Annotated in this window: 19 protein-coding genes and 1 riboswitch; of the genes, 8 read left to right on the forward strand and 11 right to left on the reverse strand. The window is 73.9% G+C overall.

Annotated features, from left to right (window positions below; all coding sequences use genetic code 11):
* Window positions 1-11 precede the first annotated feature (11 nt).
* Window positions 12-1,232 carry an IS110 family RNA-guided transposase gene (locus MOV08_RS21900; RefSeq protein WP_052286520.1) on the reverse strand — a complete coding sequence of 407 codons (1,221 nt, stop codon included), beginning with the start codon at window positions 1,230-1,232 and terminating at the stop codon, window positions 12-14.
* Between the two features lie 239 nt (window positions 1,233-1,471).
* Here MOV08_RS21900 and MOV08_RS21905 point away from each other — a divergent pair, with 239 nt between their 5' ends.
* Both MOV08_RS21905 and MOV08_RS21910 read left to right on the forward strand, forming a co-directional pair.
* The gene (locus MOV08_RS21905) at window positions 1,472-2,146 is read left to right on the forward strand and encodes an ABC transporter permease (protein WP_275308608.1); all 675 of its coding nucleotides are present in this window, start codon (window positions 1,472-1,474) and stop codon (window positions 2,144-2,146) included.
* Between the two features lie 35 nt (window positions 2,147-2,181).
* Window positions 2,182-3,135, forward strand: coding sequence for an ABC transporter substrate-binding protein (locus MOV08_RS21910; protein ID WP_039634891.1), 954 nt, complete (start codon window positions 2,182-2,184; stop codon window positions 3,133-3,135).
* A gap of 81 nt (window positions 3,136-3,216) precedes the next feature.
* On the opposite strand, the gene MOV08_RS21915 is transcribed toward MOV08_RS21910, so the two are convergent.
* Window positions 3,217-4,374, reverse strand: a complete 1,158-nt coding sequence (locus MOV08_RS21915; protein WP_275308609.1) for an ABC transporter ATP-binding protein — start codon at window positions 4,372-4,374, stop codon at window positions 3,217-3,219.
* Window positions 4,375-4,563: 189 nt separating this feature from the next.
* On the opposite strand from MOV08_RS21915, the gene MOV08_RS21920 reads away from it, so the two are divergent.
* Entirely contained in the window at window positions 4,564-5,505 is a 942-nt protein-coding gene (locus tag MOV08_RS21920) for an NADP-dependent oxidoreductase (protein WP_052286823.1), read from the forward strand.
* A 68-nt stretch (window positions 5,506-5,573) separates the two neighbouring features.
* Here the strand turns inward: MOV08_RS21920 and MOV08_RS21925 are convergent, their stop codons facing one another.
* The 4 genes from MOV08_RS21925 to tsaD all read right to left on the reverse strand — a co-directional run bounded on the left by MOV08_RS21925 (window position 5,574) and on the right by tsaD (window position 9,830).
* Complete coding sequence (locus tag MOV08_RS21925) at window positions 5,574-6,647, reverse strand: hypothetical protein (protein ID WP_275308610.1); 1,074 nt, start codon at window positions 6,645-6,647, stop codon at window positions 5,574-5,576.
* A gap of 153 nt (window positions 6,648-6,800) precedes the next feature.
* Entirely contained in the window at window positions 6,801-7,397 is a 597-nt protein-coding gene (locus tag MOV08_RS21930; RefSeq protein WP_275308611.1) for a hypothetical protein, read from the reverse strand.
* Between the two features lie 100 nt (window positions 7,398-7,497).
* Complete coding sequence (locus MOV08_RS21935; RefSeq protein ID WP_039634898.1) at window positions 7,498-8,514, reverse strand: cation diffusion facilitator family transporter; 1,017 nt, start codon at window positions 8,512-8,514, stop codon at window positions 7,498-7,500.
* A gap of 242 nt (window positions 8,515-8,756) precedes the next feature.
* Window positions 8,757-9,830 carry a tRNA (adenosine(37)-N6)-threonylcarbamoyltransferase complex transferase subunit TsaD gene (tsaD, locus tag MOV08_RS21940; protein WP_275308612.1) on the reverse strand — a complete coding sequence of 358 codons (1,074 nt, stop codon included), beginning with the start codon at window positions 9,828-9,830 and terminating at the stop codon, window positions 8,757-8,759.
* 224 nt (window positions 9,831-10,054) lie between these two features.
* On the opposite strand from tsaD, the gene cbiE reads away from it, so the two are divergent.
* The 3 genes from cbiE to MOV08_RS21955 all read left to right on the forward strand — a co-directional run bounded on the left by cbiE (window position 10,055) and on the right by MOV08_RS21955 (window position 12,644).
* Window positions 10,055-11,356, forward strand: coding sequence for a precorrin-6y C5,15-methyltransferase (decarboxylating) subunit CbiE (gene cbiE / locus MOV08_RS21945; protein WP_275308613.1), 1,302 nt, complete (start codon window positions 10,055-10,057; stop codon window positions 11,354-11,356).
* Between the two features lie 24 nt (window positions 11,357-11,380).
* Window positions 11,381-12,148, forward strand: coding sequence for a precorrin-4 C(11)-methyltransferase (gene cobM / locus MOV08_RS21950; RefSeq protein ID WP_275308614.1), 768 nt, complete (start codon window positions 11,381-11,383; stop codon window positions 12,146-12,148).
* A 142-nt stretch (window positions 12,149-12,290) separates the two neighbouring features.
* Entirely contained in the window at window positions 12,291-12,644 is a 354-nt protein-coding gene (locus MOV08_RS21955) for a hypothetical protein (protein WP_239010112.1), read from the forward strand.
* A 99-nt stretch (window positions 12,645-12,743) separates the two neighbouring features.
* Here the strand turns inward: MOV08_RS21955 and MOV08_RS21960 are convergent, their stop codons facing one another.
* On the reverse strand, window positions 12,744-13,910 hold the full coding sequence (locus MOV08_RS21960; RefSeq protein WP_275308615.1) for a cobalt-precorrin-5B (C(1))-methyltransferase: 1,167 nt from the start codon (window positions 13,908-13,910) through the stop codon (window positions 12,744-12,746).
* Window positions 13,911-13,927: 17 nt separating this feature from the next.
* Here MOV08_RS21960 and MOV08_RS21965 point away from each other — a divergent pair, with 17 nt between their 5' ends.
* On the forward strand, window positions 13,928-14,698 hold the full coding sequence (locus MOV08_RS21965) for a cobalt-precorrin-6A reductase (RefSeq protein ID WP_039634909.1): 771 nt from the start codon (window positions 13,928-13,930) through the stop codon (window positions 14,696-14,698).
* A gap of 11 nt (window positions 14,699-14,709) precedes the next feature.
* Here the strand turns inward: MOV08_RS21965 and MOV08_RS21970 are convergent, their stop codons facing one another.
* Genes MOV08_RS21970 through cobG form a run of 3 tightly spaced genes read right to left on the reverse strand, consistent with a single transcriptional unit; the run spans window position 14,710 to window position 18,376 of the window.
* The gene (locus tag MOV08_RS21970; protein ID WP_420834196.1) at window positions 14,710-16,269 is read right to left on the reverse strand and encodes a precorrin-2 C(20)-methyltransferase; all 1,560 of its coding nucleotides are present in this window, start codon (window positions 16,267-16,269) and stop codon (window positions 14,710-14,712) included.
* Window positions 16,270-16,271: 2 nt separating this feature from the next.
* Window positions 16,272-16,904 carry a precorrin-8X methylmutase gene (locus MOV08_RS21975; protein WP_275308616.1) on the reverse strand — a complete coding sequence of 211 codons (633 nt, stop codon included), beginning with the start codon at window positions 16,902-16,904 and terminating at the stop codon, window positions 16,272-16,274.
* Window positions 16,901-18,376: a precorrin-3B synthase gene (gene cobG / locus MOV08_RS21980; protein WP_420834197.1), complete on the reverse strand. Its 1,476-nt coding sequence runs from the start codon at window positions 18,374-18,376 to the stop codon at window positions 16,901-16,903. Before cobG ends, MOV08_RS21975 begins: the two co-directional genes overlap by 4 nt.
* A gap of 120 nt (window positions 18,377-18,496) precedes the next feature.
* Window positions 18,497-18,594: riboswitch (cobalamin riboswitch) on the forward strand.
* Window positions 18,595-18,645: 51 nt separating this feature from the next.
* Between cobG and cobN the strand changes: the two genes are divergently transcribed.
* Window positions 18,646-22,248, forward strand: a complete 3,603-nt coding sequence (gene cobN / locus MOV08_RS21985) for a cobaltochelatase subunit CobN (RefSeq protein ID WP_275311847.1) — start codon at window positions 18,646-18,648, stop codon at window positions 22,246-22,248.
* A gap of 92 nt (window positions 22,249-22,340) precedes the next feature.
* Here cobN and MOV08_RS21990 read toward each other — a convergent pair whose 3' ends face one another.
* Window positions 22,341-23,618, reverse strand: a complete 1,278-nt coding sequence (locus tag MOV08_RS21990; RefSeq protein WP_275308618.1) for an MFS transporter — start codon at window positions 23,616-23,618, stop codon at window positions 22,341-22,343.
* Window positions 23,619-23,623 lie beyond the last annotated feature (5 nt).

Below are 23,623 nucleotides of genomic sequence, written 5' to 3' on the forward strand. Positions count from 1 at the left end.
TGAGTCAACCTCTATGCCGCGACGGGTGTGTCGGCACTCGTGTTGATCTTCCCGTTGGCTTGGTGAGTGGCGGGGTCGTAGCAGGCTCCGTCGCGCCAGCAGGCCCAGATCACGCGGAGCCAGGCGCGGGCCAGGATGCGGATGGCGTGGGGGTGTCGCTTCTTGCGGGTCCTGGCGTCGGTGTAGATCTTCGCAGCCCAGTCGCTGCCGTGTCTGCTGTTGTCGGCGAACGTCGTGACGGCCAGGCGTGCGCGGCGGTTGGTCGCGTAGCGGAAGGCGACGGTGCGGGACTTGCCGGAGGCTTTCGTGACCGGGACGACTCCGGCTTCGGCGATGAACTGCTCGCAGGTCTGGGAGCGTTCGAGGATCGGGCCGAGTTCGCCGATGATCTGGGCGAGGTTGATTTTGCCGATCCGCGGCATGGTCGCGAACAGCGGTGCGTAGGGGTGGGCCTTGACGGCCTCGGTGATGGCCTTGTCCAGCGCGCGGAGGGTGGCACGGGTGCCCTGGACGAGCTGGACCTGGATGCGGATGAGCTGTTCGACGGCGGCCGGGCTGAGCCGGGACGCAGCCGAGGGTGCCGAACGCAGACGCTCGATGAGGAAGCTGCCGGGCTTGTTGCCGGAGTAGCCATGGCGTTTGCACCAGGCTTGAAGCCGTCCGGCGGTGAGCTTGGAGGCGGCGGCCGGGGTGGGGTAACGCTCCAGGAAGGCCAGGGCGATGTCGCTGTCGAGTTCGTAGAAGACGGCCTTTCCGCCGGGCCAGTGGGCGTCCAGCGACGCGGCGAGCTGGTTGACGGCGGCGACCTTGGCCTCGATGTGGTCGGCGCGCTGGCGGGTGAGCGCCTGCAGGTCCAGCGTGGCCTGGTCGGTGGGCTCCAGGCGGGGCAGGAAGTGCCCGTCGGTGCGCAGGTAGTCGGCGAGTTTCATGCTGTCGCCCGCGTCCGTCTTGGCCTTGGCGGCACCCCAGCGCGGCCGCATCGCGTGGAAGGCGTTCGGGTGCACCGGCACCACCGGGTGACCGGCGGCCAGCAGCCGGTCGACGACCAGGCCGCGGGTGGTCTCGATGGCCACCGGAAGATCCGCCGGAGCCCCGTATCGGGCCAGGCGGGCCAGCGTCTTGGTGATGCCTTCCTCGGTGTGTGCCAGTTCCCACCGGTCCACGCGGGCGCCGAGGTGGTCCATGACGGTCACGTCGTGGGTCTCGGTCGCCCAGTCCCATCCGATGAACACGAAAGAAGTACTCCAGTGTCGTGCGCGGAGCACCTGCTCGGTGATGAGGACGTCTGCCGGGAGCTCATTAATCGGCCCTCTGCGGGGCCTGTCCCTGAAGCCGATCAGACGGCCTCGGGCCCGGCAGGGCCGGCGGAACTCATGCTGGCCGTCCAACGGCTCGCACCACTGGCCGTACCCCGCCGGGACCGAGAGGTCACAACCCTACCCATGAGGGCTGCAGAAGGGATGGTCCTCTAATGAGCACCCCCGCCGCGGTCTGGGCCTGGCTGACCACCGCCGCCAACTGGTCCGGCGAGAACGGCGTCTGGCACCGGCTCGCCCAGCACGCCGCCCTGACCTTCGCCTGTCTGGTGCTCAGCGCCCTCATCGCCCTGCCGATCGCGCTGACGCTGGGGCACCTGGGCCGCGGCGGCGCGCTCGCGGTCAACCTGGCCAACGTCGGCCGCGCGGTGCCGACCTTCGCGGTCCTGGTCCTGCTCCTGCTGACCCCGATCGGGCGGCACGAAGAGTGGCCGACGATCATCGCGCTGGTGCTGTTCGCCGTGCCGCCACTGCTGACCAACGCCTATGTCGGGATGCGCGGGGTGGACCAGGATGTGGTCCGGGCCGCGCGGGGCATGGGGATGACCGGGGTGCAGTTGGTGTGGCGGGTGGAGGCTCCACTCGCCCTGCCGCTGGTGCTCACCGGGGTGCGGATCGCCGCCGTGCAGCTGGTGGCCACCGCCACGCTGGCCGCGCTGGTGGGCGGCGGCGGGCTCGGCCGCATCATCACCGCCGGCTTCAACCTGGCCAGTACCCCGCAGGTGGTGGCCGGTGCGGTGGTGGTCGCGGTGTTCGCGCTGCTGATGGAGGCCCTGTTCGAGCTGGTGCAGCGGTTGGCGCCGGCACGGGCGCGTGGGCGGCAGCGGTGAGGACGCCCCGCGCGGCCCCGGCCCCGCTCCGCTTTGTGCGCGGCGCACTGGGCACGTTGACCGCCCTGGCCGTGCTGACCAGCCTGGTCTCCTGCGCCGGAGGGCCGTCGCTGGAGCATCGCGGCGCGATCACCGCCGCGCCTGGCGACAGCCGCGAACTCGCCATCGGCTCGGCCGGCTTCACCGAGAGCGAGCTGCTCGCCCAGATGTACGCGGCGCTGCTCCGCCAGGCCGGCTATCGCACCCATGTGCTCACCGTCGGCAACCGCGAGCTCTACGAACCCGCGCTGGAGGCCGGCCAGATCGACGTCGTCCCCGAATACGCCGCCACCTTCGCGGACTGGCTCAACGCCAAGGAGCACGGAGCCCAGGCCGCCCCGGTCGCCTCCCCCGACCTCGACGCCACCATGACCGCACTGCGCCGGCTCGCCGCTCCGCGCGGTCTGACGGTGCTCCCGCCCGGCCGGGCCGTCGACCAGAACGCCTTCGCGGTGCGTGCCGCCTACGCCGCCGAGCATCGCCTCCGCACCCTCAGCGACCTGGGTCGCGCCAAGCTGCCGGTGCGGCTGGCGGCGGGTGACGAGTGCGTCCAGCGGCCGTTCTGCGCACCGGGGCTGCGGAAGACGTACGGCATCAACATCACCGCCGTGGACCCCAAGGGGGTCGGCACCACGCCCGCGAAACAGGCCGTCCAGAACGGCCAGGACCAGATGGTGCTGACCACCAGCACGGACGCCACCCTCGACCAGTTCGGCCTCGTCGTCCTCGCCGACGACCGCAAGCTGCAGAACGCCGACTACGTCGTGCCCGTCGTCAACCGCTCCAGGGCCGGCAGCGCCCGCCCGACCGCCGCGCTGAACCGGCTCAACCGCGTGCTGACCACCGAGGACCTGGCCCGGCTCAACGAACAGGTCGACAGCTGGCGCCGGCTCGCCGCCGACGTGGCCCACAACTACCTCGTGTCGAAGGGGCTGTTGAGCAAGAGCTGACGGCGTCGGGCGACGTTTCACGTGAAACACCGCTCCCCCGATGCCGTTTCACGTGAAACACCGCATCCGTCCCGCACCGCCTCATTCCGTCGGGACCGAGTCCACCTCGGGCCGCCCCCGCGAGACTCCCCGTTCCTCCGGGGTGATGGTGCGGCGCAGCGCCTCGTGCAGTGTGTTCGGGGTCAGCACGCCCAGAAACCGCCGGCCGTCCAGGACCGCGATCCAGCCGGCGTCGTGCTTGAGCATCTCGCTGAACGCCGCCTTGAGGGTTCCGGTCGCCGGGATCCACGCCTCCATCCGGCGGGCGTGGTCCGCCACGGTTCCCCCTGCGCCCGCCAGGCTCTCCGTGCCCACCCAGCCGTGCAGTGCCCCGTCGGCGTCGAGCACCACCGCCCAGCGTGCGCCCTCGCCCCGCAGTCGGGTCACCGCGTCCGCGGCCGGCTCGGCGAGCCGGGCGAACGGCGGGCGCTCCAGGTCGTCGCGGTCGATGAGGGTGACCGAGAGCTGCTTCAACGCCCGGTCGGCGCCGACGAATTCGGCGACGTACGGGGTGGCGGGGGCACCGAGCACCCGCGCCGGGGTGTCGAACTGCTCGATCCGCCCGGCGCCGTAGACCGCGATCCGGTCGCCGAGCCGGATGGCCTCCTCGATGTCGTGGGTGACCAGCAGGACGGTCTTGTGCATCGTGCCCTGGAGCCGCAGAAACTCCTTCTGGAGACGGTCTCGGACGACCGGATCGACCGCGCCGAACGGCTCGTCCATCAGCAGTACCGGGGGATCGGCCGCCAGCGCGCGGGCCACCCCGACCCGCTGGCGCTGTCCACCGGACAGCTGGTCGGGGTAGCGCGAGCCGTGGACGCCCGGGTCCAGCCCGACCAGCTCCAGGAGTTCGGCGGCCCGCTCCCGCGCCTTGGCCTTCTTCCATCCGGTCAGGAACGGCACCGTCGCGGTGTTGTCGAGGACGGTGCGGTGCGGGAAGAGGCCGGTCTGCTGGATGACATAGCCGATCCGGCGGCGGAGTCGGACCGGATCGACACCGGAGACGTCCTCGCCGTCGACGAAGATCCGGCCGCTGGTGGGGTCGATGAGCCGGTTCACCATCATCATGGTCGTCGTCTTGCCACAGCCGGACGGGCCGACCAAGGTGACCAACTCGCCCTCACCGACCTCGAAGGAAAGGTCGTCGACGGCGAGGGTCCCGTCCGGGTAGCTCTTGGTGACCGACTCGAACCGGATCATTGCGCCATTGAATCCCGCGGCCCGGCCCCGGTCCCGTCATGCGGGCAATCGAGTGGGGAAACGGAACGGCGACGGGGGCCGTACGAGTTGCTTCCGGGGCACCGCCTCCCGTCCTGCTGCGCCCGGCCCGACCGGCGTGCTTACGATCCACTCCGGCCGCCTCCTCGAAAGGGTGGAAGGGAACGCCAGATGAGAGCCGTAGCAGTCAACGCCTTCGGTGCGGACCCGCAGCTCATGGAGCTGCCGCAGCCGGAACCGGGGTCCGGCGAGGTCCTGGTGCGGCTGGCCGCCGCCGGCCTCAACCCCGTCGACTGGAAGCTCGCCGACGGCGCGTTCGGGGACGCCGTCCAGGCCGCCTTCCCCCTGGTCCTGGGGACGGACGGGGCGGGGGAGGTGGTCGCGGTGGGCAGTGGCGTACGGCGGTTCACCGTGGGGGATCCGGTGTTCGGCCAGTTCCAGCGACCGGACCGGGGCGGCGGCTCGTACGCCGAATTCGCCGTGGCCGAGGAGGGCGCCATCGCCCTGGCCGCCCGCAGCGTCACCTATGCGACCTCCGCGGCCGTGCCGACGGCCGGGATGACCGCGTACAACCTGGTCGAGGAGACCCGGATCGGCGAGGGCCGGCGGGTGTTGATCGTCGGCGCGACCGGCGGGGTCGGCACCTTCGCCACGCAGCTCGCGGCCGGCCGCGGCGCCGAGGTGATCGCCACCGCCCGCCCGTCCAAGGCGGAGCTGATGCGCACGCTGGGCGCGGCGGAGACCGTCGATCACACCGCGGGGCCGGTCGCCGACCAGGTCCTGGCGGCACATCCGGACGGGGTGGACGTGCTGATCGACATGACCAGCGACGCGGCGGGGTTTGTCGAACTGACCCGGACCGTACGGGACGGCGGGGTGGCGGTCTCCTTGATCGGCTCCGCCGATGCCGATGTGCTCACCGAGCACAATCTGCGCGGCTTCAACTTCGTCAACCGCCCCTCCCCGCAGCTCCTGGAGATCCTCGCGGGGCACCTCGACGCGGGCCGCCTCACGGTCCTCGTGGGTCTGGAAGTCCCGTTGGAGGGGGCGCCCGAGGCCCTGGCGGCAAGCCGGACCGGGCGGGCGCAGGGGAAGACCGTCCTGGCCATCTGAGGACGCTCCGCCCCGCCACCCGAGCGGGCCGTTGCCAGCTCGGGCCTGCCGAGTACTCCGGGAAGTCGCTACCGGTTCGGTCCGTCGTCGCCGAACCGGCGCTTGGCACGCCGGCGGACGCCCCGCAACCCACGGGACGTCACCCACCGCGGAACCGGCCCGGGCCGACGGCCCGGCACCGAGGACCGGCGCAGGCGGGCGGCGAGCGGGCCCGTGAGGGCGAGGGCCACGGTGAGCGCGGCGGCGCCGATCGCCGTCCAGACGCCGGAGCGCAGGGAGGCGGTCAGGGCGTCCGTGTAGGCGTCGGCAGCGGGACGGGAAACCGTGGGGGGCAGGGCGGCCAGCAGCCGGGTGCGCAGCAGCGCCAGCGCCGCGGACAACAGGGCGCAGGCCACCGCGCCGCCGATGGCCGTGCAGATCAGCGCCCGCCGCCGGCGCCGGATCAGCAGCAGTCCGGCCACCAGGCAGAGCCCGGCGGTCGGCGGCAGCAGGAGCGCTCCGATGCGCGCGGCCTGGAAGGCGGCCCGGAACCGGGGCACGTCGGGGGACTTCAGCAGCACGATCGAGGTGCCGGTGTGCGGCACGCGGCGGACGATGTCGATGCCCAGCCCGTTGCCGGACAACTGGTGCCGGACCCGCTCGATGACCGGCGAGAGGTCGAGGGTGACGGGGGCGTCGCCGGAGGCCGTCAGCGTGCCGTCCAGGGTGCGGTGGGCGGTGCGGTGGACCCCGGTCCAGACCTCCGGGAAGGAGCGGCCGGTGACGACCTGGCGGACCTGCTTGTCGATGAACTCGCGGATGCCGCGGGTGAACTTCCGGCGCAGCGCGGGGCGTTCGGCGCGCGGCACCACCTTGAGCAGGCCGTCGAGCCGGACGTGGGGCATCACGCCGTTGGTGACGTCGTCGACGATCGCGTCCTGGACGGCGGGGTTCCCGGCGAGCGGGGCGACCGCGGCCACATAGCGGTCGGTGTCGGTGAGCTCGGCCCGGGCCCAGACGGCGGCCAGGCTCAGCGGCAGCAGCAGCGTTCCGATCAGCAGCAGCGCCGCGCCGGCCAGCGAGCGGCCCCGGCGCGGCCGTCCCGGTGGGCAGCGCGCCGCCGTCACCCGGCCGTCGGCGCGTGCGGGTGCACTCGCTGACATGCGTCGCGGTCCCTCCTGAAAGCGGCGATTGCTGCCACGCTCCAGGCAAGTCGGTGCGGCGGCCGGCCGCGACCGGGGCCGGTACCAATGGGTGATCCGTGCGGAGGGGCGGCCACCTGGGTGAGGGCCGCGGCGGCGGGCGCGGCGCGCCGCTCAGCCGGACCGCCGGGTCCGCCCGCGCCGGACCGCCCGGACGACCCCGGGGGCGAACAGCGCGCAGGCCAGGGCCCCCATCGCCCACCCCACCCCGTTCCCGTGCTCCGCCTCGGGCCGCGACTCGGGGAGGTCGTCCAGGTCCCCGGAGCAGGCCAGCGGGGCGGCGGACCGGGCGGTGTAGACGCAGACCGTGGTGGCGGCCCGCCGGGTGCCCGGCGCGGCGCTGGTGTCCGGGGACTGGCGGGCGCCGAGCACCGCGCCGGCGCTGAAGACCGCGATGCCGTACGCGGGCAGATCGGTGTGCCAGACCGCTTTCCGCCCGCCGGTGGCTTCGTCCTCGATGGTGCCGTCGGTGGCGGTGGCCGAGACCGTGGTGGCCGGCAGCTCCTGTTCGACGCGGGCGCCGGGCACCTTGTCGGCGCCGAGGTTGTGCACGGTGATGCGGTAGTCGAGCCGCTGCCCGGCCTCCGCATGGTCGACGTCGTCGGTGACCGTCACCTCGACGGCCGGCGGGTCCAGCAGGGCGGGCGCGGCGGCGGGCAGCGCGGGGAACGCGGCGGCGCACAGCACCGCGCAGGCAGCGGCGGTCCTCATGCCGCTATCCGAGCAGTGCGGCGCCGCGTGCGGACGGCTCGCGGCCGTGCCCGGGGGCGGGGTTCACCCGAGTGCGGGTGGACCCGTGACGGCGGGCGGCTCAGTGCCGGTGCGGTCCCGGGCGGTGGACGGGGCCGTGGGAGTCGTCGCAGTGGCTGCCGGAGGGCTGCTCGGGCCGGGGCCCGGGACTCAGGGTCAGCAACTCGTCATCGTCCTGTTCGCCGAGGTGGTCGACCTGGAGGGTGGCGTGGGTGATGCCGTACTCGGTGCGCAGCAGCTCGTGGAGGTTGCGGCGGACCTTGTGGCAGTCGCCGCCCGGCGCGACCAGGATGTGCGCGGACAGCGCGGGCTGGCCGGAGGTGATCTGCCAGATGTGCAGGTCGTGCACCTCGACGACCTGGTCGGCGGCGACCAGGTGATCGCCCAGCGCGTCCGGGTCGATCCCGGCCGGGGCGGCCTCCATGAAGATCCGTCCGGACTCCCGTACCAGCCCCGTACCGGCCTTCAGCATCAGCGCGACGACGACGAGCGAGGCGATCGCGTCGGCCCGCTGGAACCCCGTGGTCAGCACGATCAGACCGGAGATCGCGGTGGCGATGAAGCCGAACAGATCGGTGAGGATGTGCTGGTAGGCCCCCTCGATGTTCAGGCTGGAGCGGTTGGCCTTGGACAGGAACCAGGTGCAGATCAGGTTGATCACCACGCCGGACAGCGCGGTGATCAGCACCAGCCCGCCGGTGACCTCGGGCGGCGAGATCAGCCGTTGGACCGCCTCGTAGGCCAGCCAGACGGAGAGCACGAGCAGGGTGATGCCGTTGGCCTGCGCGGAGAGGATCTCGGCGCGCTTGAGGCCGTAGGTGTAGCCGCCCCGCGCGGGCTTGGCGGCCAGCCGCATCGCGACCAGGGCCAGCACGATCGAGACCGCGTCGGTGAGCATGTGGGCGGCGTCCGAGATCAGTGCCAGCGACTGCGCCAGCACGCCGATGACCACTTCGACCGCCATGTAGGCGGTCAGCAGGATGAGCGCGGCCCGCAGCCAGCGCCGATCGGCGTCCGGGGACACACCATGGGTGTGGCCGTGCGCGTGGCTGTGCCCACTGTGGGCGTGCTCGGTCATGGCGCGCTCCTTCCTGGCTCCACCTTGCTCCTCGCAGCGAAGCAAACCGCACTTCGGCAAAAGATCCAAAGGCTGCATCGGTGACCGTTGTCATTACCGTCAAACGGCCTATCGTGCCTGGTCAGAGCGGTGCGGAAGAAAAGAGCGGGCGGACCGGAACGATCCGGCCGGAGGGGCGTCCGCCGCGTTTCACGTGAAACGACGGGTTGCCCGGGAAACGAGGCCGCGGGTGTCCGCCGCCCTCAGGCGGCCTGCGCGCGGCCCGCCGCGACCGGATGCAGCGCCGCGTACTCCAGCGGCGCCGACGGGTCGATGGAGACATCGAGCGGGGCGGGCGCGGCCCCGGCCCGGACGAGCAGGTCGCCCACGGCCGCGATCATCGCGCCGTTGTCCGTGCACAGCCGCAGCGGGGGAACCCGCAGGGTGATGCCGGCCGCGGCACAGCGCTCCTCGGCCAGGGAGCGCACCCGGGAGTTGGCCGCCACGCCGCCGACCACCACCAGCGTTCCGACGCCGTGCTCGGTGCAGGCGGCGACCGCCTTGCGGGTCAAAACGTCGGCGACCGCCTCCTGGAGCGCGGCGGCACCGTCGGCGACCGGCAGCGGACGGCCCGCGGCGTGATGGCTCTCGGCCCAGCGCGCCGCCGCCGTCTTCAGCCCCGAGAAGGAGAAGGTGAACCGCTTCTCGGGCGGGCCCGCGGTGAGCGGGCGGGGAAAGTGGACAGCGCGCGGATCCCCCTCGCGCGCTGTCCGGTCAATGGCCGGGCCGCCGGGGTACGGCAGCCCGAAGACCCGCGCGACCTTGTCGAAGCACTCTCCTGCGGCGTCGTCCAGGGTGTCGCCGAGGTGTGCGATCGGGTCGCGGGCCAGATCACGGACGAGCAGCAGCGAGGTGTGCCCGCCGGAGACGATCAGCACCACGCAGGGGTCGGGCAGCGGACCGTGCGCGAGGGTGTCGGCGGCGACGTGTCCGGCCAGGTGATGGACGCCGTACAGCGGCACGCCCAGCGCATAGGCCAGTCCCTTGGCGCCGGCCAGGCCCACCTGGAGCGCGCCGGACAGCCCCGGTCCGGTGGTCACCGCCACCGCGCCGATGTCGGACGCCCGCAGCCCCGCATCGGCCAGGGCGCTGTGCACCACGGGCGTCAGCGCGTGCACATGCGCCCGAGCGGCGATCTCCGGCACCACCCCGCCGAACCGCGCGTGCTCCGCCATGCTCGACGCGACGGCGTGCCCGAGCAGCCGCCCGTCCCGCACCAGGCCGGCGCCCGTCTCGTCGCACGACGACTCGATGCCCAGCACCACCGGCGAGCCCATGGACCGCACTCCTTCCGCGCCTCGTTTCGTGCCCCGGACAGTAATAGCAAGTAATTGCACACTATGTGCAAGAAGGGCCGGGGTGAGCACACCGGGAGGTGCCGGGGCATGCGGTCCCTCCCCGGAAGCCGGGACCGCCCGGCCGGTCAGTAGAGTTCGGCACCCGTCCCCCCGGACGGTCCCCGACCTCCGTCCCGTCCCTTCGCGCCCCGAGGTGCCCCGCCGTGACTCCCCCGCTTCCGCTCTTCGTCGTAGGTATCGGGGCCGATGGCTGGGACGGGCTGTCGCCGGCCGCGCGCCGGGAGCTGACGGCGGCGGAGGTGCTGCTCGGCGGGGCGCGGCAGTTGGCGCTGCTGCCCGCGGAGTGCGCGGGGGAGCGGGTGCCATGGCCCTCCCCGTTGCGGCCGGCCGTGCCCGGGCTGCTCGCCGCGCATGCCGGGCGCCGGGTCTGCGTGCTGGCCAGCGGGGACCCGATGTTCTACGGGATCGGGCGGACGCTGACCGAGGTGATGGCGGAGGAGGCCGCGGTGCGGCGGCCGCTGCGGGTGCTGCCGCACCCGTCGTCCGTGGCGTACGCCTGTGCCCGGTTGGGCTGGGCGGTGGAGGACACCGAGGTCGTCACGCTCGTCGGGCGGCCCGCGGAGAACCTGGTGCGGGTGCTGCACGACGGGATGCGGGTGCTGGTGCTGTCGGCCGGGGCCGGGACGCCGGGCGAGGTCGCGGCGCTGCTGCGGGAACGGGGCTTCGGACCGACCCGGATGCGCGTACTGGAACAACTCGGTGGCGCGCACGAGCAGTTGGTCGAGGGTGCCGCGACGGGGTGGGACGCGCCCGCCGGCGATCCGCTCAACGTGGTCGCGCTGGACTGCGTGCGGGAGCCCGACGCCCCGCGGCTGCCGGTCGTGCCCGGCCTCCCCGATGACGCCTACGAACACGACGGCCAGCTGACCAAGCGTCATGTCCGGGCCGCCACCCTGGCGGCGCTGGCCCCCGCGCCCGGCGAACTCCTCTGGGACGTCGGCGGCGGATCCGGCTCCATCGCCGTCGAATGGCTGCGCGCGCACCGCAGCTGCCGGGCGATCGGCGTCGAGCGGGACGCCGATCGGGCGGCGCGGATCGGCCACAACGCGCGGGCGCTCGGCGTGCCGGCGCTGCGCGTGGTGCACGGCGCCGCGCCCGCCGCACTGGCCGGGCTGCCCACTCCGGACGCGGTGTTCATCGGCGGCGGCCTGACCGCGCCGGGCCTGCTGGACGCCTGCTGGGACGCACTGCCCCCGGGCGGCCGGATCGTCGCGAACACCGTGACGCTGGAGTCCGAGGCGCTGCTGACCCAGTGGTACCGGCGGCACGGCGGCGAACTGGTGCGGCTCGCGGTGGCTCACGCGGTGCCGGTCGGCGGCTTCACGGGCTGGCGGCAGGCGATGCCGGTCACCCAGTGGTCGGCGGTGAAGCCCCCGCGGCCCGGAGCGCCGGAGCCGGGCCCGCAGGACACCGCCGCGCCGTCCCGCTCCCAGGACCCCTCGTAACCCCTCCCCAGGAGACCGACAGCCATGACCGTCTACTTCATCGGTGCGGGCCCCGGCGCCGCTGACCTGATCACCCTGCGCGGCGCCCGCACCCTCGCGGCCTGCGGGGTGTGCCTCTACGCCGGCAGCCTGGTGCCGCGCGAACTGCTCGCCGAGTGCCCGCCGGGGGCCCGGCTGATCGACACCGCGCAGCTGGATCTGGACGCCATCACGACGGAGATGGTCCGGGCGCACGAGGAGGGGCAGGACGTCGCCCGGCTGCACTCCGGTGACCCGTCCGTCTTCAGCGCGGTGGCCGAGCAGATGCGCCGCCTGGACGCCGCGGGGGTGCCGTACGAGGTCGTGCCGGGCGTGCCCGCGTTCGCCGCGGCGGCCGCCGCCCTCAAGCGCGAACTGACGGTGCCCACCGTCGGCCAGACCGTCATCCTCACCCGCGTCTCGCAGCGCGCCACGCCCATGCCCGACGGGGAGGACCTGGCCACGCTCGGGCGCAGCGGCGCACTGCTGGTGCTGCACCTCGCCGCGATGTACGTGGACCGGATCGTCGACGAACTCCTGCCGCACTACGGCGCCGACTGCCCGGCCGCCGTCGTCGCGATGGCCTCCCGCCCCGACGAACTCGTGCTGCGCGGCACGCTCGGCGACATCGCCGGCCAGGTGAAGGCCGCGGGCGTGGTCCGGACCGCGGTGATCATGGTCGGCCGCACGCTGGGGGCCGAGCAGTTCCGCGACAGCCACCTCTACTCGCCGGAGCGCGAGCGCCCGCACGCGCCCTGCGACGGCGGTGCGTGAGGGAGCGTCAGCGGCGCGTCGGACCGGGCCTGTTCGGCTGAATTGTATGACCGCATCGGGGTGAAAGTCCGTTTTTATGATCCCGGAGGTCGGTAAGGAAGCTGCGACACCCAGGGGGATCGATGCGAAGGAGCATGCCACGATGCGTACCAGAATGGCCGCCACCGCGGTCGTTGCCGCGACTGTGCTGACCCTCACCGGCAGCACCGTTGCCAGCGCCAGCGGCAAGGACACCCCGCGCCGCTCGAAGGACAGCCCCGTCAAGATGGCCGCCTGTGCCCTGGGCAGCGCGCTGGGCGCGCTGACCGGCGGTGACGACACCTGTCTGCGGGACCGGGTGAAGGAGGCACGTGAGGCGCAGCGCCGCGAGGCGATGGCCCGCGAGGACCGCGGCGAGCGCCGCCGGTCCGGGACGGCCCGTGCCGAGGAGGACCGTATGGACAGCATGGGCCGCGAGGAGGGTATGAGCCGCGGAGAGTTGCTGCCGCGGATGTGAGATGACGACGGGTCGCTCGGCAGGGCGTCGGATCCCGGCTGTGAGGCCGGGCGCGTTTCACGTGAAACATCCGGCGCCGGTCGGGCTACGGGACAACCCCTAGGTCGTGCTCGGCCCGTGCGGCTCCGCCCGACCGACCACCAGCCCCGCCCGGTCGATACAGATGACATCGACCGCGACCGGTGCGCCCCGCAGCACGGCCAGTGACGCGTCCCGTGCCGTGGCCGCCACCAGGTCGCCGAGCGGAACGCCGGCCGCCGCGCACAACTGGAGCGCGGCGAGGCCGGTGTTGGCCTCGGCCACCGCCGCCGCCAGCGCCTCGTCGGCGCCGCCCTGCCGGGCCAGTTCGGCGAGGAACCCCTTGTCCACCTGGGACCGGGCCGAGTGCAGATCCAGATGCCCGGCGGCCAGTTTGGACAGCTTGGCGAAGCCGCCGCAGATCGTCAGCCGGTCCACGGGATGGCGGCGGATGTACTTGAGCACCGCCCCGGCGAAGTCCCCCATGTCCAGCAGGGCGTCCTCCGGCAGGTGGTGCAGGGCGACGGCGACCTTCTCCGACGTCGAGCCGGTGCATCCGGCGACATGCCGCCGGCCGGCCGCGCGCGCCACGTCCACCCCGCGCCGGATCGAGTCGATCCACGCCGAGCAGGAGTACGGCACGACGATCCCGGTCGTCCCCAGGATCGACAACCCGCCGAGGATGCCGAGCCGCGGATTCCAGGTGCTGCGCGCGATCTCCTCGCCGTGATCGACGGAGATCTCGACCTCGACGTCCGCGGTCGATCCGCTGCCTCGGTATGCCTCCGCGACGCGCGCCAGATGCTCCCGGATCATCTGCCGCGGTACGGGATTGATGGCGGGCTCGCCGACGTCGAGAGGCAGTCCGGGGCGGGTGACCGTGCCCACGCCGGGGCCCGCCCGGAAGACCACTCCACTCCCGGCCGGCAGCACCCGCACCGTGGCCCGCACCAACGCCCCGTGCGTCACATCGGGATCGTCCCCGGCGTCCTTCACCACCCCGGCCATGGCGGTGGCCGGTCCCGCCCCGGCGGCGGTCAGCTCCTCCACCGCCAGTGCGAAGGACGGCGTCTGCCCCTTGGGCAGCGTGATCGTCACCGGGTCCGGGAACTCCCCGCCCAGGAGCGCCGCGTACGCCGCCGAGCTGGCCGCCGTGGCGCACGCCCCGGTCGTCCACCCGTGCCGCAGCCCGGTGTGCGCGAGCTGTGCGCTCCGCCCTCCCGTACCCTTCGGTTGCGTTTCACCCACGGAGGAACCCGCCGCCCATGCCCTCGTCACCCGTCCACGCCCGCGTCCGCCATGTGCTGATCCTCGGCGGCACCACGGAGGCCCGCCGGTTGGCCGCGGCCCTGGAAGCGGAGCCGGGGGTGCGGGTGACGACCTCGCTGGCCGGCCGGGTGGCGGCGCCGCGGCTGCCCGCCGGGGAGGTGCGCATCGGCGGGTTCGGCGGCCCCGAGGGCCTCGCGCGCTGGCTGCGCGCGCACGCGGTGGACGCGCTCATCGACGCCACCCATCCTTTCGCCGGCACGATCAGTTTCAACGCGGCCCGGGCCGCGGCCACCGCCCATGTTCCCCTGCTGGCGCTCCGACGCCCCGGCTGGGGCGCGCAACCCGGCGACGTCTGGCACCCGGTTCCCTCCCTCGCCGAGGCCGCCGCCGCTCTCCCCGCCCTCGGCGGCCGGGTCTTCCTCACCACCGGCCGGATGGGCCTCGCCCACTTCGCCCACCTCACGGACCTGTGGTTCCTGGTCCGCTCGGTGGACGCGCCCGAGCCCCCGCACCCGCCCCGGATGACGACCGTCCTGGACCGCGGCCCGTTCACCCTCGACGGGGAACGGGAACTGCTGCGCCGGCACCGCATCGACGTCCTGGTGACGAAGGACAGCGGCGCCGCGGCGACCGCCCCCAAGCTGGCTGCCGCGCGGGAGGCCGGGGTACCGGTGGTCGTCGTCCAGCGGCCGGCCGTCCCGGAGGGCGTGCCGGTGGCCGCCGAGCCGGACGCGGCGGTGGACTGGGTGCGGGCGCTCCTCGGCTGAACGCCCGGCGGTCAGCGCTCCGGGTACCTCCGCGGCGTCCAGACGACCTCCGTGCCGTTGTCACGCCGCACCCGCCGGGTCTGGGACGAGCCGACGAGCAGGATCGTGCGCATGTCCACCTGGGTGGGATCGAGCTCGGCGAGCGGGACGGTGCGGAGCGACTCCTCGGGGCCGCCGATGTCGCGGGCGAGGATGATCGGGGTGTCCGGCGCATGGTGCTCCAGCAGGACGTCCCGGGCCTTGGCGACCTGCCAGGTGCGGCTGCGGGAGCCGGGGTTGTAGAGCGCCAGTGCCAGATCGGCGGAGGCCGCCGCGCGCAGCCGTTCGGCGATCACCTCCCAGGGCTTGAGCCGGTCGGAGAGCGAGATCACCGCGTAGTCGTGGCCCAGGGGCGCACCGGCGCGGGCGGCGGCGGCGTTGGCGGCCGTGACGCCGGGCAGCACCCGCACCGGGACGCCGCGGTAGGGCTCCTCGGACGCCACTTCGAGGACCGCGGTGGCCATGGCGAAGACGCCGGGGTCACCGCCGGAGACGACGGCGACCCGGCGACCGCGGCGGGCCAGGTCCAGGGCGAACTCGGCGCGCTCGGACTCCACCTTGTTGTCGGAGGGATGCCGGCGCTGGCCCGGGCGCACCGGGACGCGGTCCAGGTACGTGGTGTAGCCGACCAGGTCGTCGGCGGCGGCGAGCGCACCGCGGGACTCCGGGGTGAGCCAGCGCGGACCGGCCGGTCCGGTGCCGACCACGACCACCTCACCGCGTTCCGCGGCGGCCGGCTCGGACTCCTCGCCGGCGGCTATGCGGCTGGGCACGACCGCGACGGAGAAGTAGGGGACGGTGTCGGCGGCGACGTCGGCCAGCGCGCCGGTCCGTTCCCCGGCCATGGTGGCGCGCTCGACATAGCGGGCCTCCGGCATCCGGCCGGAGCGCTCCAGGGCGCGGCGGACGCTGGGGAAGGTGCGGCCCAGCTTCATCACGACCGCGGAGTCGGCGGCGCTCAGACGGGCCGTCAGCTCCTCCTCGGGCAGGGTGCCCGGGAGGACGGTCAGCACCTCGTCGGCCTCGGTGAGCGGGGTGCCCAGGCGGGCCGCGGCGGCGCTGATGGAGGTGACGCCGGGGATCACCTCGGTCGGGTAGCGGTGGGCCAGCCGCTTGTGCATGTGCTGGTACGAGCCGTAGAAGAACGGGTCGCCCTCGGAGATCACGGCGACGGTGCGGCCGGCGTCGAGGTGGGCGGCGAGCCGCGCCGCCGCCTTCTCGTAGAACTCGTCCAGCGCCCCGCGGTAGCCGCCGGGATGGTCGGTCGACTCGGTGGTGACGGGGTAGACCAGGGCCTCTTCGAGGTGGTCCGGGCGGATGTGCCGGGCGGCGATGGAGCGCGCGATGGAGCGTCCGTGCCGGGCGCTGTGGTACGCCACCACATCGGCCTCGGCGATGACCTCCACCGCCCGCACGGTCATCAGGGACGGGTCGCCGGGCCCGAGCCCGACGCCGTAGAGGCGACCGGTGGGCTGCTCCGGGGACTCGGCCGGCTGGTCCGCCGCGCCGTTGCTGGCCTGCTGCTCGCTCACGCCTACTCTTCCTCGCTCGCCAGGGCGTTGATCGCGGCCGCGGCCATGGCACTGCCGCCGCGCCGCCCGCGCACCACGATGTGATCCAGCTTCGAAGTGTGGTCGATCAGCGCGTCCTTGGACTCGGCCGCACCGATGAAGCCGACCGGGATGCCGAGGACGGCGGCCGGGCGCGGCGCCCCTTCCTCGATCATTTCCAGGAACCGGAAGAGGGCGGTGGGGGCGTTGCCGAAGGCGACCACGGCGCCCTCCATCCGGTCCCGCCACAGTTCGAGGGCCGCGGCGCTGCGCGTGGTGCCCATCCGGGCGGCCAACTCCGGGACGGACGGGTCGCCGAGGGTGCACAGCACCTCGTTGTCCGCAGGCAGCCGCTTACGGGTCACACCGCTGGCCACCATGGTGGCGTCGCACAGGATGGGCGCACCGGCGTGCAGTGCGGCGCGGGCGCTGGCCACGACCCCCGGGGTGAAGGCCAGATCGCGGACGAGGTCGACCATGCCGCAGGCGTGGATCATCCGGACCGCGACCCGGCTGACATCGGCCGGCAGTCCGGAGAGGTCCGCCTCGGCGCGGATGGTGGCGAAGGACTGGCGGTAGATCGCCGCCCCGTCCTTTTCATAGTCGAACGCGGTCACTGGGGCCTCGGGGTGGTGGAGGGAGGGGTGGAAGAAGGAGTGCTGTACGACGCCGTCGGTGTTTCACGTGAAACCAGGGCCGGTTCGGTCGTTTCACGTGAAACCGGCGGCGGGGCAGGGTACTTGGGGTGGACGACGGTGGTCCGATAGCCGTCGGGCGACGCCAGCACATCGACCCAGGCGCCGTGCGGATGCCCGCAGCGCCGCTCGCAGCCCGACCAGTGGACGGGCAGCCCGACGGGCACGCCGGAACTGTCTGCCGGAACGGAGCTGTCCGCCGGGACGGAGCCGCCCCCGGCGAGCGCGGTCGCCGCATCGCCGCGCACGTCCGTGCGGGACTTGGCGCAGCCGGGCAGGCCCGTGCAGGCGGTGACCCGCCGCCAGGGGGAGGCCGGGTCGGTGATCAGTCCGGCGGTGGCCAGGGCGCGCAGCCGCCGGTCCGCCGCGGCGGCGGAGAGACCGGGGACGACGATGCCGCGCCAGGGCGTCAGACGCAGTGCGCCGGAGCCGTCGTCGTCGGCGATCCTGGTCAGCAGCCGCCACTGGGCCACGGACAGCCGGCCGAGCGGCGCCAGCACCACGAGGGCGCGGCGGCCGTCGGACCCCTCGACCGGACCGGGGGCGGTGGCGTCGGCGTACGGCACGGCCGGGTGCGGCCCGACCGCGTCGGTGTACTCCGCGGCGATGCCCACCGTCCGCAGCGCGTCCCATACCTCTCGGGCGGTCAGCGGCCGTGCGGCGGGAAGTTCACGGACCCGCCAGGCGCCGTCGCCGCGCTCCGCGGCGGCGGCCAGGAAGCATTCGGCGGCGGTCAGCGCCGCCCGCGGGACGTCGTCCGCCGCGATCCGCAGCGCCGCCCGGTCGTCGCCGACCCGGAGCAGCGCCCCGTACCCGGACGCGGACCCCGGCGGGTACGAGGTGTGCTCCGGGGCCCGTCGGCCGGATTCTGCGAGCAAGCTCACATCGCCGCCGAGGCCCGCCACATCGCCCCGTCCGTCGTCGAGGACGAACAGGAAGCGGCCCGAGAGCGCCGTCGCCGGCTCGCTCGCGCACAGCAGCCCGTCCAGGCTCCGGGCCCACAACCGCACGTCGGAAGGGGTGTGCCGGTCCAGTCCGGCCAGCGGAGACGCCAGCACGTTGCGGATCCGCTCATGGCGTACCGACGGCAGCAGCCCGGCGTCGGCGAGGAGGTCGGCGAGCAGGTGGCCGCAGTCGTCGGGCAGGCCGCGGAGTTCGACGTTTCCGCGGGAGGTGAGCGAGAGGTGGCCGTCGCCGAGCCGCTCCGCGGCGTCCCCCAGTGCGATCGCCTGGCGCACCGTCAAGTCCCCTGCGGGCAGCCGCACTCGGGCCAGTTGCCCGTCGGCGGCGGAGTGCAGCCGCAGCGCTCCCGGGCAGGCGTCACCGCGGTCCCGTACGGGCGGTCCGGCCCGGTCGGGGCGTGGTGTGGGGGAGGGCGGCATGGCGGCGAGCATACCTACGTCGGTGGATGCCGGAACCAGGGCGAGGGGTCCTGGAGGGCGGCTCCGAAAGGCCCGCTCCCGCAGCCCGGCCGCAGCCCTTACTATGCAGGTCGGCGGGTCGGCTGACCCGCCGGACGCCAGCGACGGCGTCAAGGGAGGAAGCCCGGTGAGAATCCGGCGCGGTCCCGCCACTGTGAACCCGGCAACCGCCGGGTGAGCCAGGAACTCCCGCCGTCGATACGACCACCCGGGGCGTGGACACCCCGAGGAAGGGCTGCGCCGTGATCCTGCTGCTGTCGACCTCCGACACCGATCTGCTCAGCGCCCGCGCCGCCACCGGCCCCGTGCCGTACCGGCTCGCCAACCCCTCCCGCCTCGACGTCGCCGAACTGCCCGGACTCCTGGACGGCACCGACCTCGTCGTCGTCCGCCTGCTCGGCGGCCTGCGCGCCTGGCAGGAGGGCCTGGACGTGCTGCTGGCCGCGGACCAGCACCGCCCGGTCGTCGTGCTCACCGGCGAACAGGCCCCCGACGCCCAGCTGATGGCGGCCTCCACGGTCCCGGTCGGCATCGCGGCCGAGGCCCACGCCTACCTCGCGCACGGCGGCCCGGCCAACCTCGCCCAGCTTGCCTGCTTCCTCAGCGACACCGTGCTGCTCACCGGCCACGGCTTCGAGCCGCCCGCGGCCGCGCCGTCCTGGGGGCCGCTGGAGCGCACCGCGGCGGACGTGACCGGTCCGACGGTGGCCGTGCTCTACTACCGCGCCCACCACATGAGCGGCAACACCCGCTTCGTCCACGACCTGTGCGACCAGATCGAGCGCGCCGGCGGCCGTCCGCTGCCGCTGTACGTCGCCTCGCTGCGGGCCCCCGAGCCGGAGCTGATCGAGGAGCTGCGCGCGGTCGACGTCATCGTCACCACCGTGCTGGCCGCGGGCGGCACCAGGCCCGCCGAGGCGTCCGCGGGTGGGGACGACGAGTCCTGGGACGCGGGTGCGCTGGCCGCATTGGACGTGCCGGTCCTCCAGGCGCTCTGCCTGACCGGATCGCGGGCCGCCTGGGAGGAGAACGACGAGGGCGTCTCCCCGCTCGACGCCGCCTCGCAGATCGCCGTGCCCGAGTTCGACGGGCGGCTGATCACCGTGCCGTTCTCGTTCAAGGAGGTCGACGAGGACGGCCTCCCGGTCTATGTCGCCGACGCCGAGCGGGCCGCCCGGGTCGCCGGCATCGCCGTCCGGCACGCCCGGCTGCGGCACATCCCGGCCGCCGAGAAGCGGCTGGCGCTGGTGCTCTCCGCGTACCCCACCAAGCACTCCCGGATCGGCAACGCGGTCGGCCTGGACACCCCGGCCAGCGCCGTCGAGCTGCTGCGCCGCCTCCGGTCCGAGGGCTACGACTTCGGCGCGGAGCCGGTGCCCGGTCTGGAGTCCGGCGACGGCGACGAGCTGATCTACGCCCTGATCGAGGCCGGTGGCCACGACCAGGAGTGGCTGACCGAGGAACAGCTGGCCCGCAACCCGGTCCGCATCCCGGCCGCCGACTACCGCCGCTGGTACGGCACGCTGCCGCAGGAGCTCCGCGAGTCCGTCGAGGAGCACTGGGGCCCGCCGCCGGGCGAGATGTTCCTCGACCGCAGCCGGAACCCCGAGGGCGACATCGTGCTGGCCGCGCTGCGCCGCGGCAATCTGCTGATCCTCATCCAGCCGCCGCGCGGCTTCGGCGAGAACCCGATCGCGATCTACCACGACCCCGATCTGCCGCCCTCCCACCACTACTTGGCGGCCTACCGCTGGATCGCCACGCCCGCCGCCGACGGCGGCTTCGGCGCGGACGCCATGGTCCACCTCGGCAAGCACGGCAATCTGGAGTGGCTGCCCGGCAAGAACGCCGGACTCTCCGCCGCCTGCGGCCCGGACGCGGCCCTCGGCGACCTCCCGCTCGTCTACCCCTTCCTGGTCAACGACCCGGGCGAGGGCACCCAGGCCAAGCGCCGGGTGCACGCCACCCTCGTCGACCACCTCGTCCCGCCGATGGCCCGCGCGGACTCCTACGGCGACATCGCCCGCCTTGAGCAGCTGCTCGACGAGTACGCCGCGATCTCCTCGATGGACCCGGCCAAGCTGCCCGCCATCCGCGCGCAGATCTGGACGCTGATCCAGGCCGCCAAGCTCGACCACGACCTGGGCCTGGAGGAGCGCCCCGACGACGACGGGTTCGACGACTTCCTGCTCCACGTCGACGGCTGGCTCTGCGAGGTCAAGGACGCGCAGATCCGCGACGGCCTGCACGTGCTGGGCGCCGCCCCGGTCGGCGAGGCCCGGGTCAACCTCGTCCTGGCCATCCTGCGCGCCCGGCAGATCTGGGGCGGCACCTCCGCGCTGCCCGGCCTGCGCGAGGCGCTGGGCCTGGACGAGTCGGCCGCGACCCGGACGGCCGCCGACGACGCCGAGGCCCTCGCCCGCACGCTCGTCCAGGCGATGGAGGACGCGGCGTGGGACCCGGCCGCGGTGGCGCGGGTCGCCGAGGGGCACCCGGCCGCGGTCGCCGACATCCTCGACTTCGCCGCCCGGCAGGTCGTCCCGCGGCTGGCCGCCACCACCGATGAACTCGACCACGCGGTGCACGCCCTCAACGGCGGCTTCGTCCCCGCCGGCCCGTCCGGCTCGCCGCTGCGCGGCCTGGTCAACGTGCTGCCGACCGGCCGCAACTTCTACTCCGTCGACCCCAAGGCCGTGCCGTCGCGGCTCGCCTGGGAGACCGGTCAGGCGCTCGCCGACTCGCTTCTGGACCGCTACCGCGACGACAACGGCGACTGGCCGGAGTCGGTGGGCCTGTCCCTGTGGGGCACCAGCGCGATGCGCACCTCCGGCGACGATGTGGCGGAGGCGCTGGCGCTGCTGGGCGTCCGCCCCGTGTGGGACGACGCCTCGCGCCGGGTGACGGGCCTGGAGGCCATCCCGCTCGACGAGTTGGGCCGCCCCCGCATCGATGTCACCCTGCGCATCAGCGGTTTCTTCCGTGACGCGTTCCCGCACGTCATCGGCCTCCTCGACGACGCGGTCCGGCTCGCCGCCGGGCTCGACGAGCCGGCCGACCGCAACTTCGTCCGGGCCCACTCCCAGGCGGACCTCGCCGCGCACGGCGACGAACGCCGGGCCACCACCCGGATCTTCGGCTCCCGGCCCGGCACGTACGGCGCGGGACTGCTCCAGCTCATCGACTCCCGCGACTGGCGCACCGACGCCGATCTCGCCGAGGTCTACACCGTCTGGGGCGGCTACGCCTACGGGCGGGGGCTGGAGGGCCGCCCGGCCCGGGAGGAGATGGAGACCGCCTACAAGCGCATCGCGGTGGCCGCCAAGAACACCGACACCCGCGAGCACGACATCGCCGACTCCGACGACTACTTCCAGTACCACGGCGGGATGGTCGCCACCGTCAAGGCGCTCAAGGGCAAGGCCCCCGAGGCGTACATCGGCGACTCGACCCGTCCCGAGACGGTCCGTACCAGGACACTGGTGGAGGAGACCTCCCGGGTCTTCCGGGCCCGGGTCGTCAACCCTCGCTGGATCGAGGCGATGCGCCGCCACGGTTACAAGGGCGCCTTCGAACTCGCCGCCACCGTGGACTACCTGTTCGGCTACGACGCCACCACCGGGGTCGTCGCCGACTGGATGTACGACAAGCTCGCCCAGACCTACGTCCTGGACCCGGAGAACCGCGCGTTCCTCCAGGAGGCCAACCCCTGGGCGCTGCACGGGATCGCCGAGCGCCTCCTGGAGGCGGAGTCCCGCGGCATGTGGGAGAAGCCGGACGCCGAGACGCTGGCGGCGCTGCGCGAAGCCTTCCTGGAGACCGAGGGCGAGCTGGAGGGCGAGGACTAAGCGGACCGGGCGCCGCGAAGAGGAGTCAGGAGAGGCGGTGTTTCACGTGAAACACCGCCTCGGCCTCCCCGCCCGGTCCGGGCCGGGGTCCCTCAACTGCGCGGCCAGGCAGGCTGCTTGGCGCGGTGCAGCCACGCGGCCAGGACCACCAGGGCCGCGGTCGCCCCGCCCAGTGTCATCACCACCGAGGGCGACGTCCGGTCCACCACCATCCCGCCGGCCAGCGCGCCGAGCGACAGCGTCGCCTGGAACGACGCGGTGAACAGCACCGACGCCGCCTCCGGCGCACCGGGGGCCGCCTTGGCGAACCAGGTCTGCGAGGCCACCGGCACCGCCCCGTACGCGACGCCCCAGACCACCAGCAGCGCCAGCGCACCGGCCGGACCGCGGCCCAGGACCGGCAGCAGCAGCGTGGCGAGGGCCGTCAACCCGGCCGCGGCCCCGAAGACGAGGCGCGGTCGGCGCGCCACCACGGCACCGCCGACGAAGTTCCCCACCACCCCCGCGAGGCCGTAGACCAGCAGGAACGCCGTGACCGTCCCGGCGGTCGCGAGATGGGTGGTCCGTTCCAGGAACGGCGTCACATAGGTGTAGGCGCCGAAGTGCGCCAGCACGATCAGAAACGTCATCAGCAGCGCGAACCGGGTGTGCACCCCGCGCAGGGTGCGGCGCAGCAGCGCCGGGCCGGTGGCGCGGACCGCCGGCAGCGCCGGGACCACCAGGGCGGTCAGCACCAGCACCGCCACCGCCAGCGCGCCGACGGCGGCGCAGGCGATCCGCCAGCCGGCCAGATCGCCGAGGAAGGTCCCGGCGGGCACCCCGATCACCGAGCCCAGCGGCACCGCGGAGAAGATCACGGCGGTGGCCCGGCCGGCCGACTCCGCCGGCACCAGCCGCTCGGCGAGCCCGACCCCGATCGACCAGAACCCCCCGATGACGACGCCGACCAGCACCCGGGACAGCAGCACCAGCCCATAGACCGGGGCGGTCGCGGCGAGGAAGTTCGCCAGTGCCAGCAGGGCGATGAAGGCGCAGAGCATCAGCCGCCGGTCGATCCGGGCGGTGGCCAGCGTCACCGTCGGCGCGGCGCACGCGGCGAGGAAGCCGGGGAGCGTCATCATCAGCCCCGCCGTGCCGTCGGAGACGCCGAAGTCGGCCCCGATCCGGGTGAGCAGCCCGATGGGCAGGATCTCGGTGGTGACGATGGTGAAGATGCCCAGGGTCACCGCGAGCACGGCGAGCCGGCCCTTGAGCGGCGAACGGCCCGCCGGGGCCGGGGCTGGGGGCGAGGCGGGCCTGGAGCCCCGCGGGGCCGTCGTGCGGTGCGGGCCCGGGGAGGCGGTGGGCGTGGTGCTGCCGAGGGTCGTCATGATGT

The sequence above is a fragment of the Streptomyces yunnanensis genome (genome assembly GCF_029011865.1).
Classification (GTDB): domain Bacteria; phylum Actinomycetota; class Actinomycetes; order Streptomycetales; family Streptomycetaceae; genus Streptomyces; species Streptomyces yunnanensis.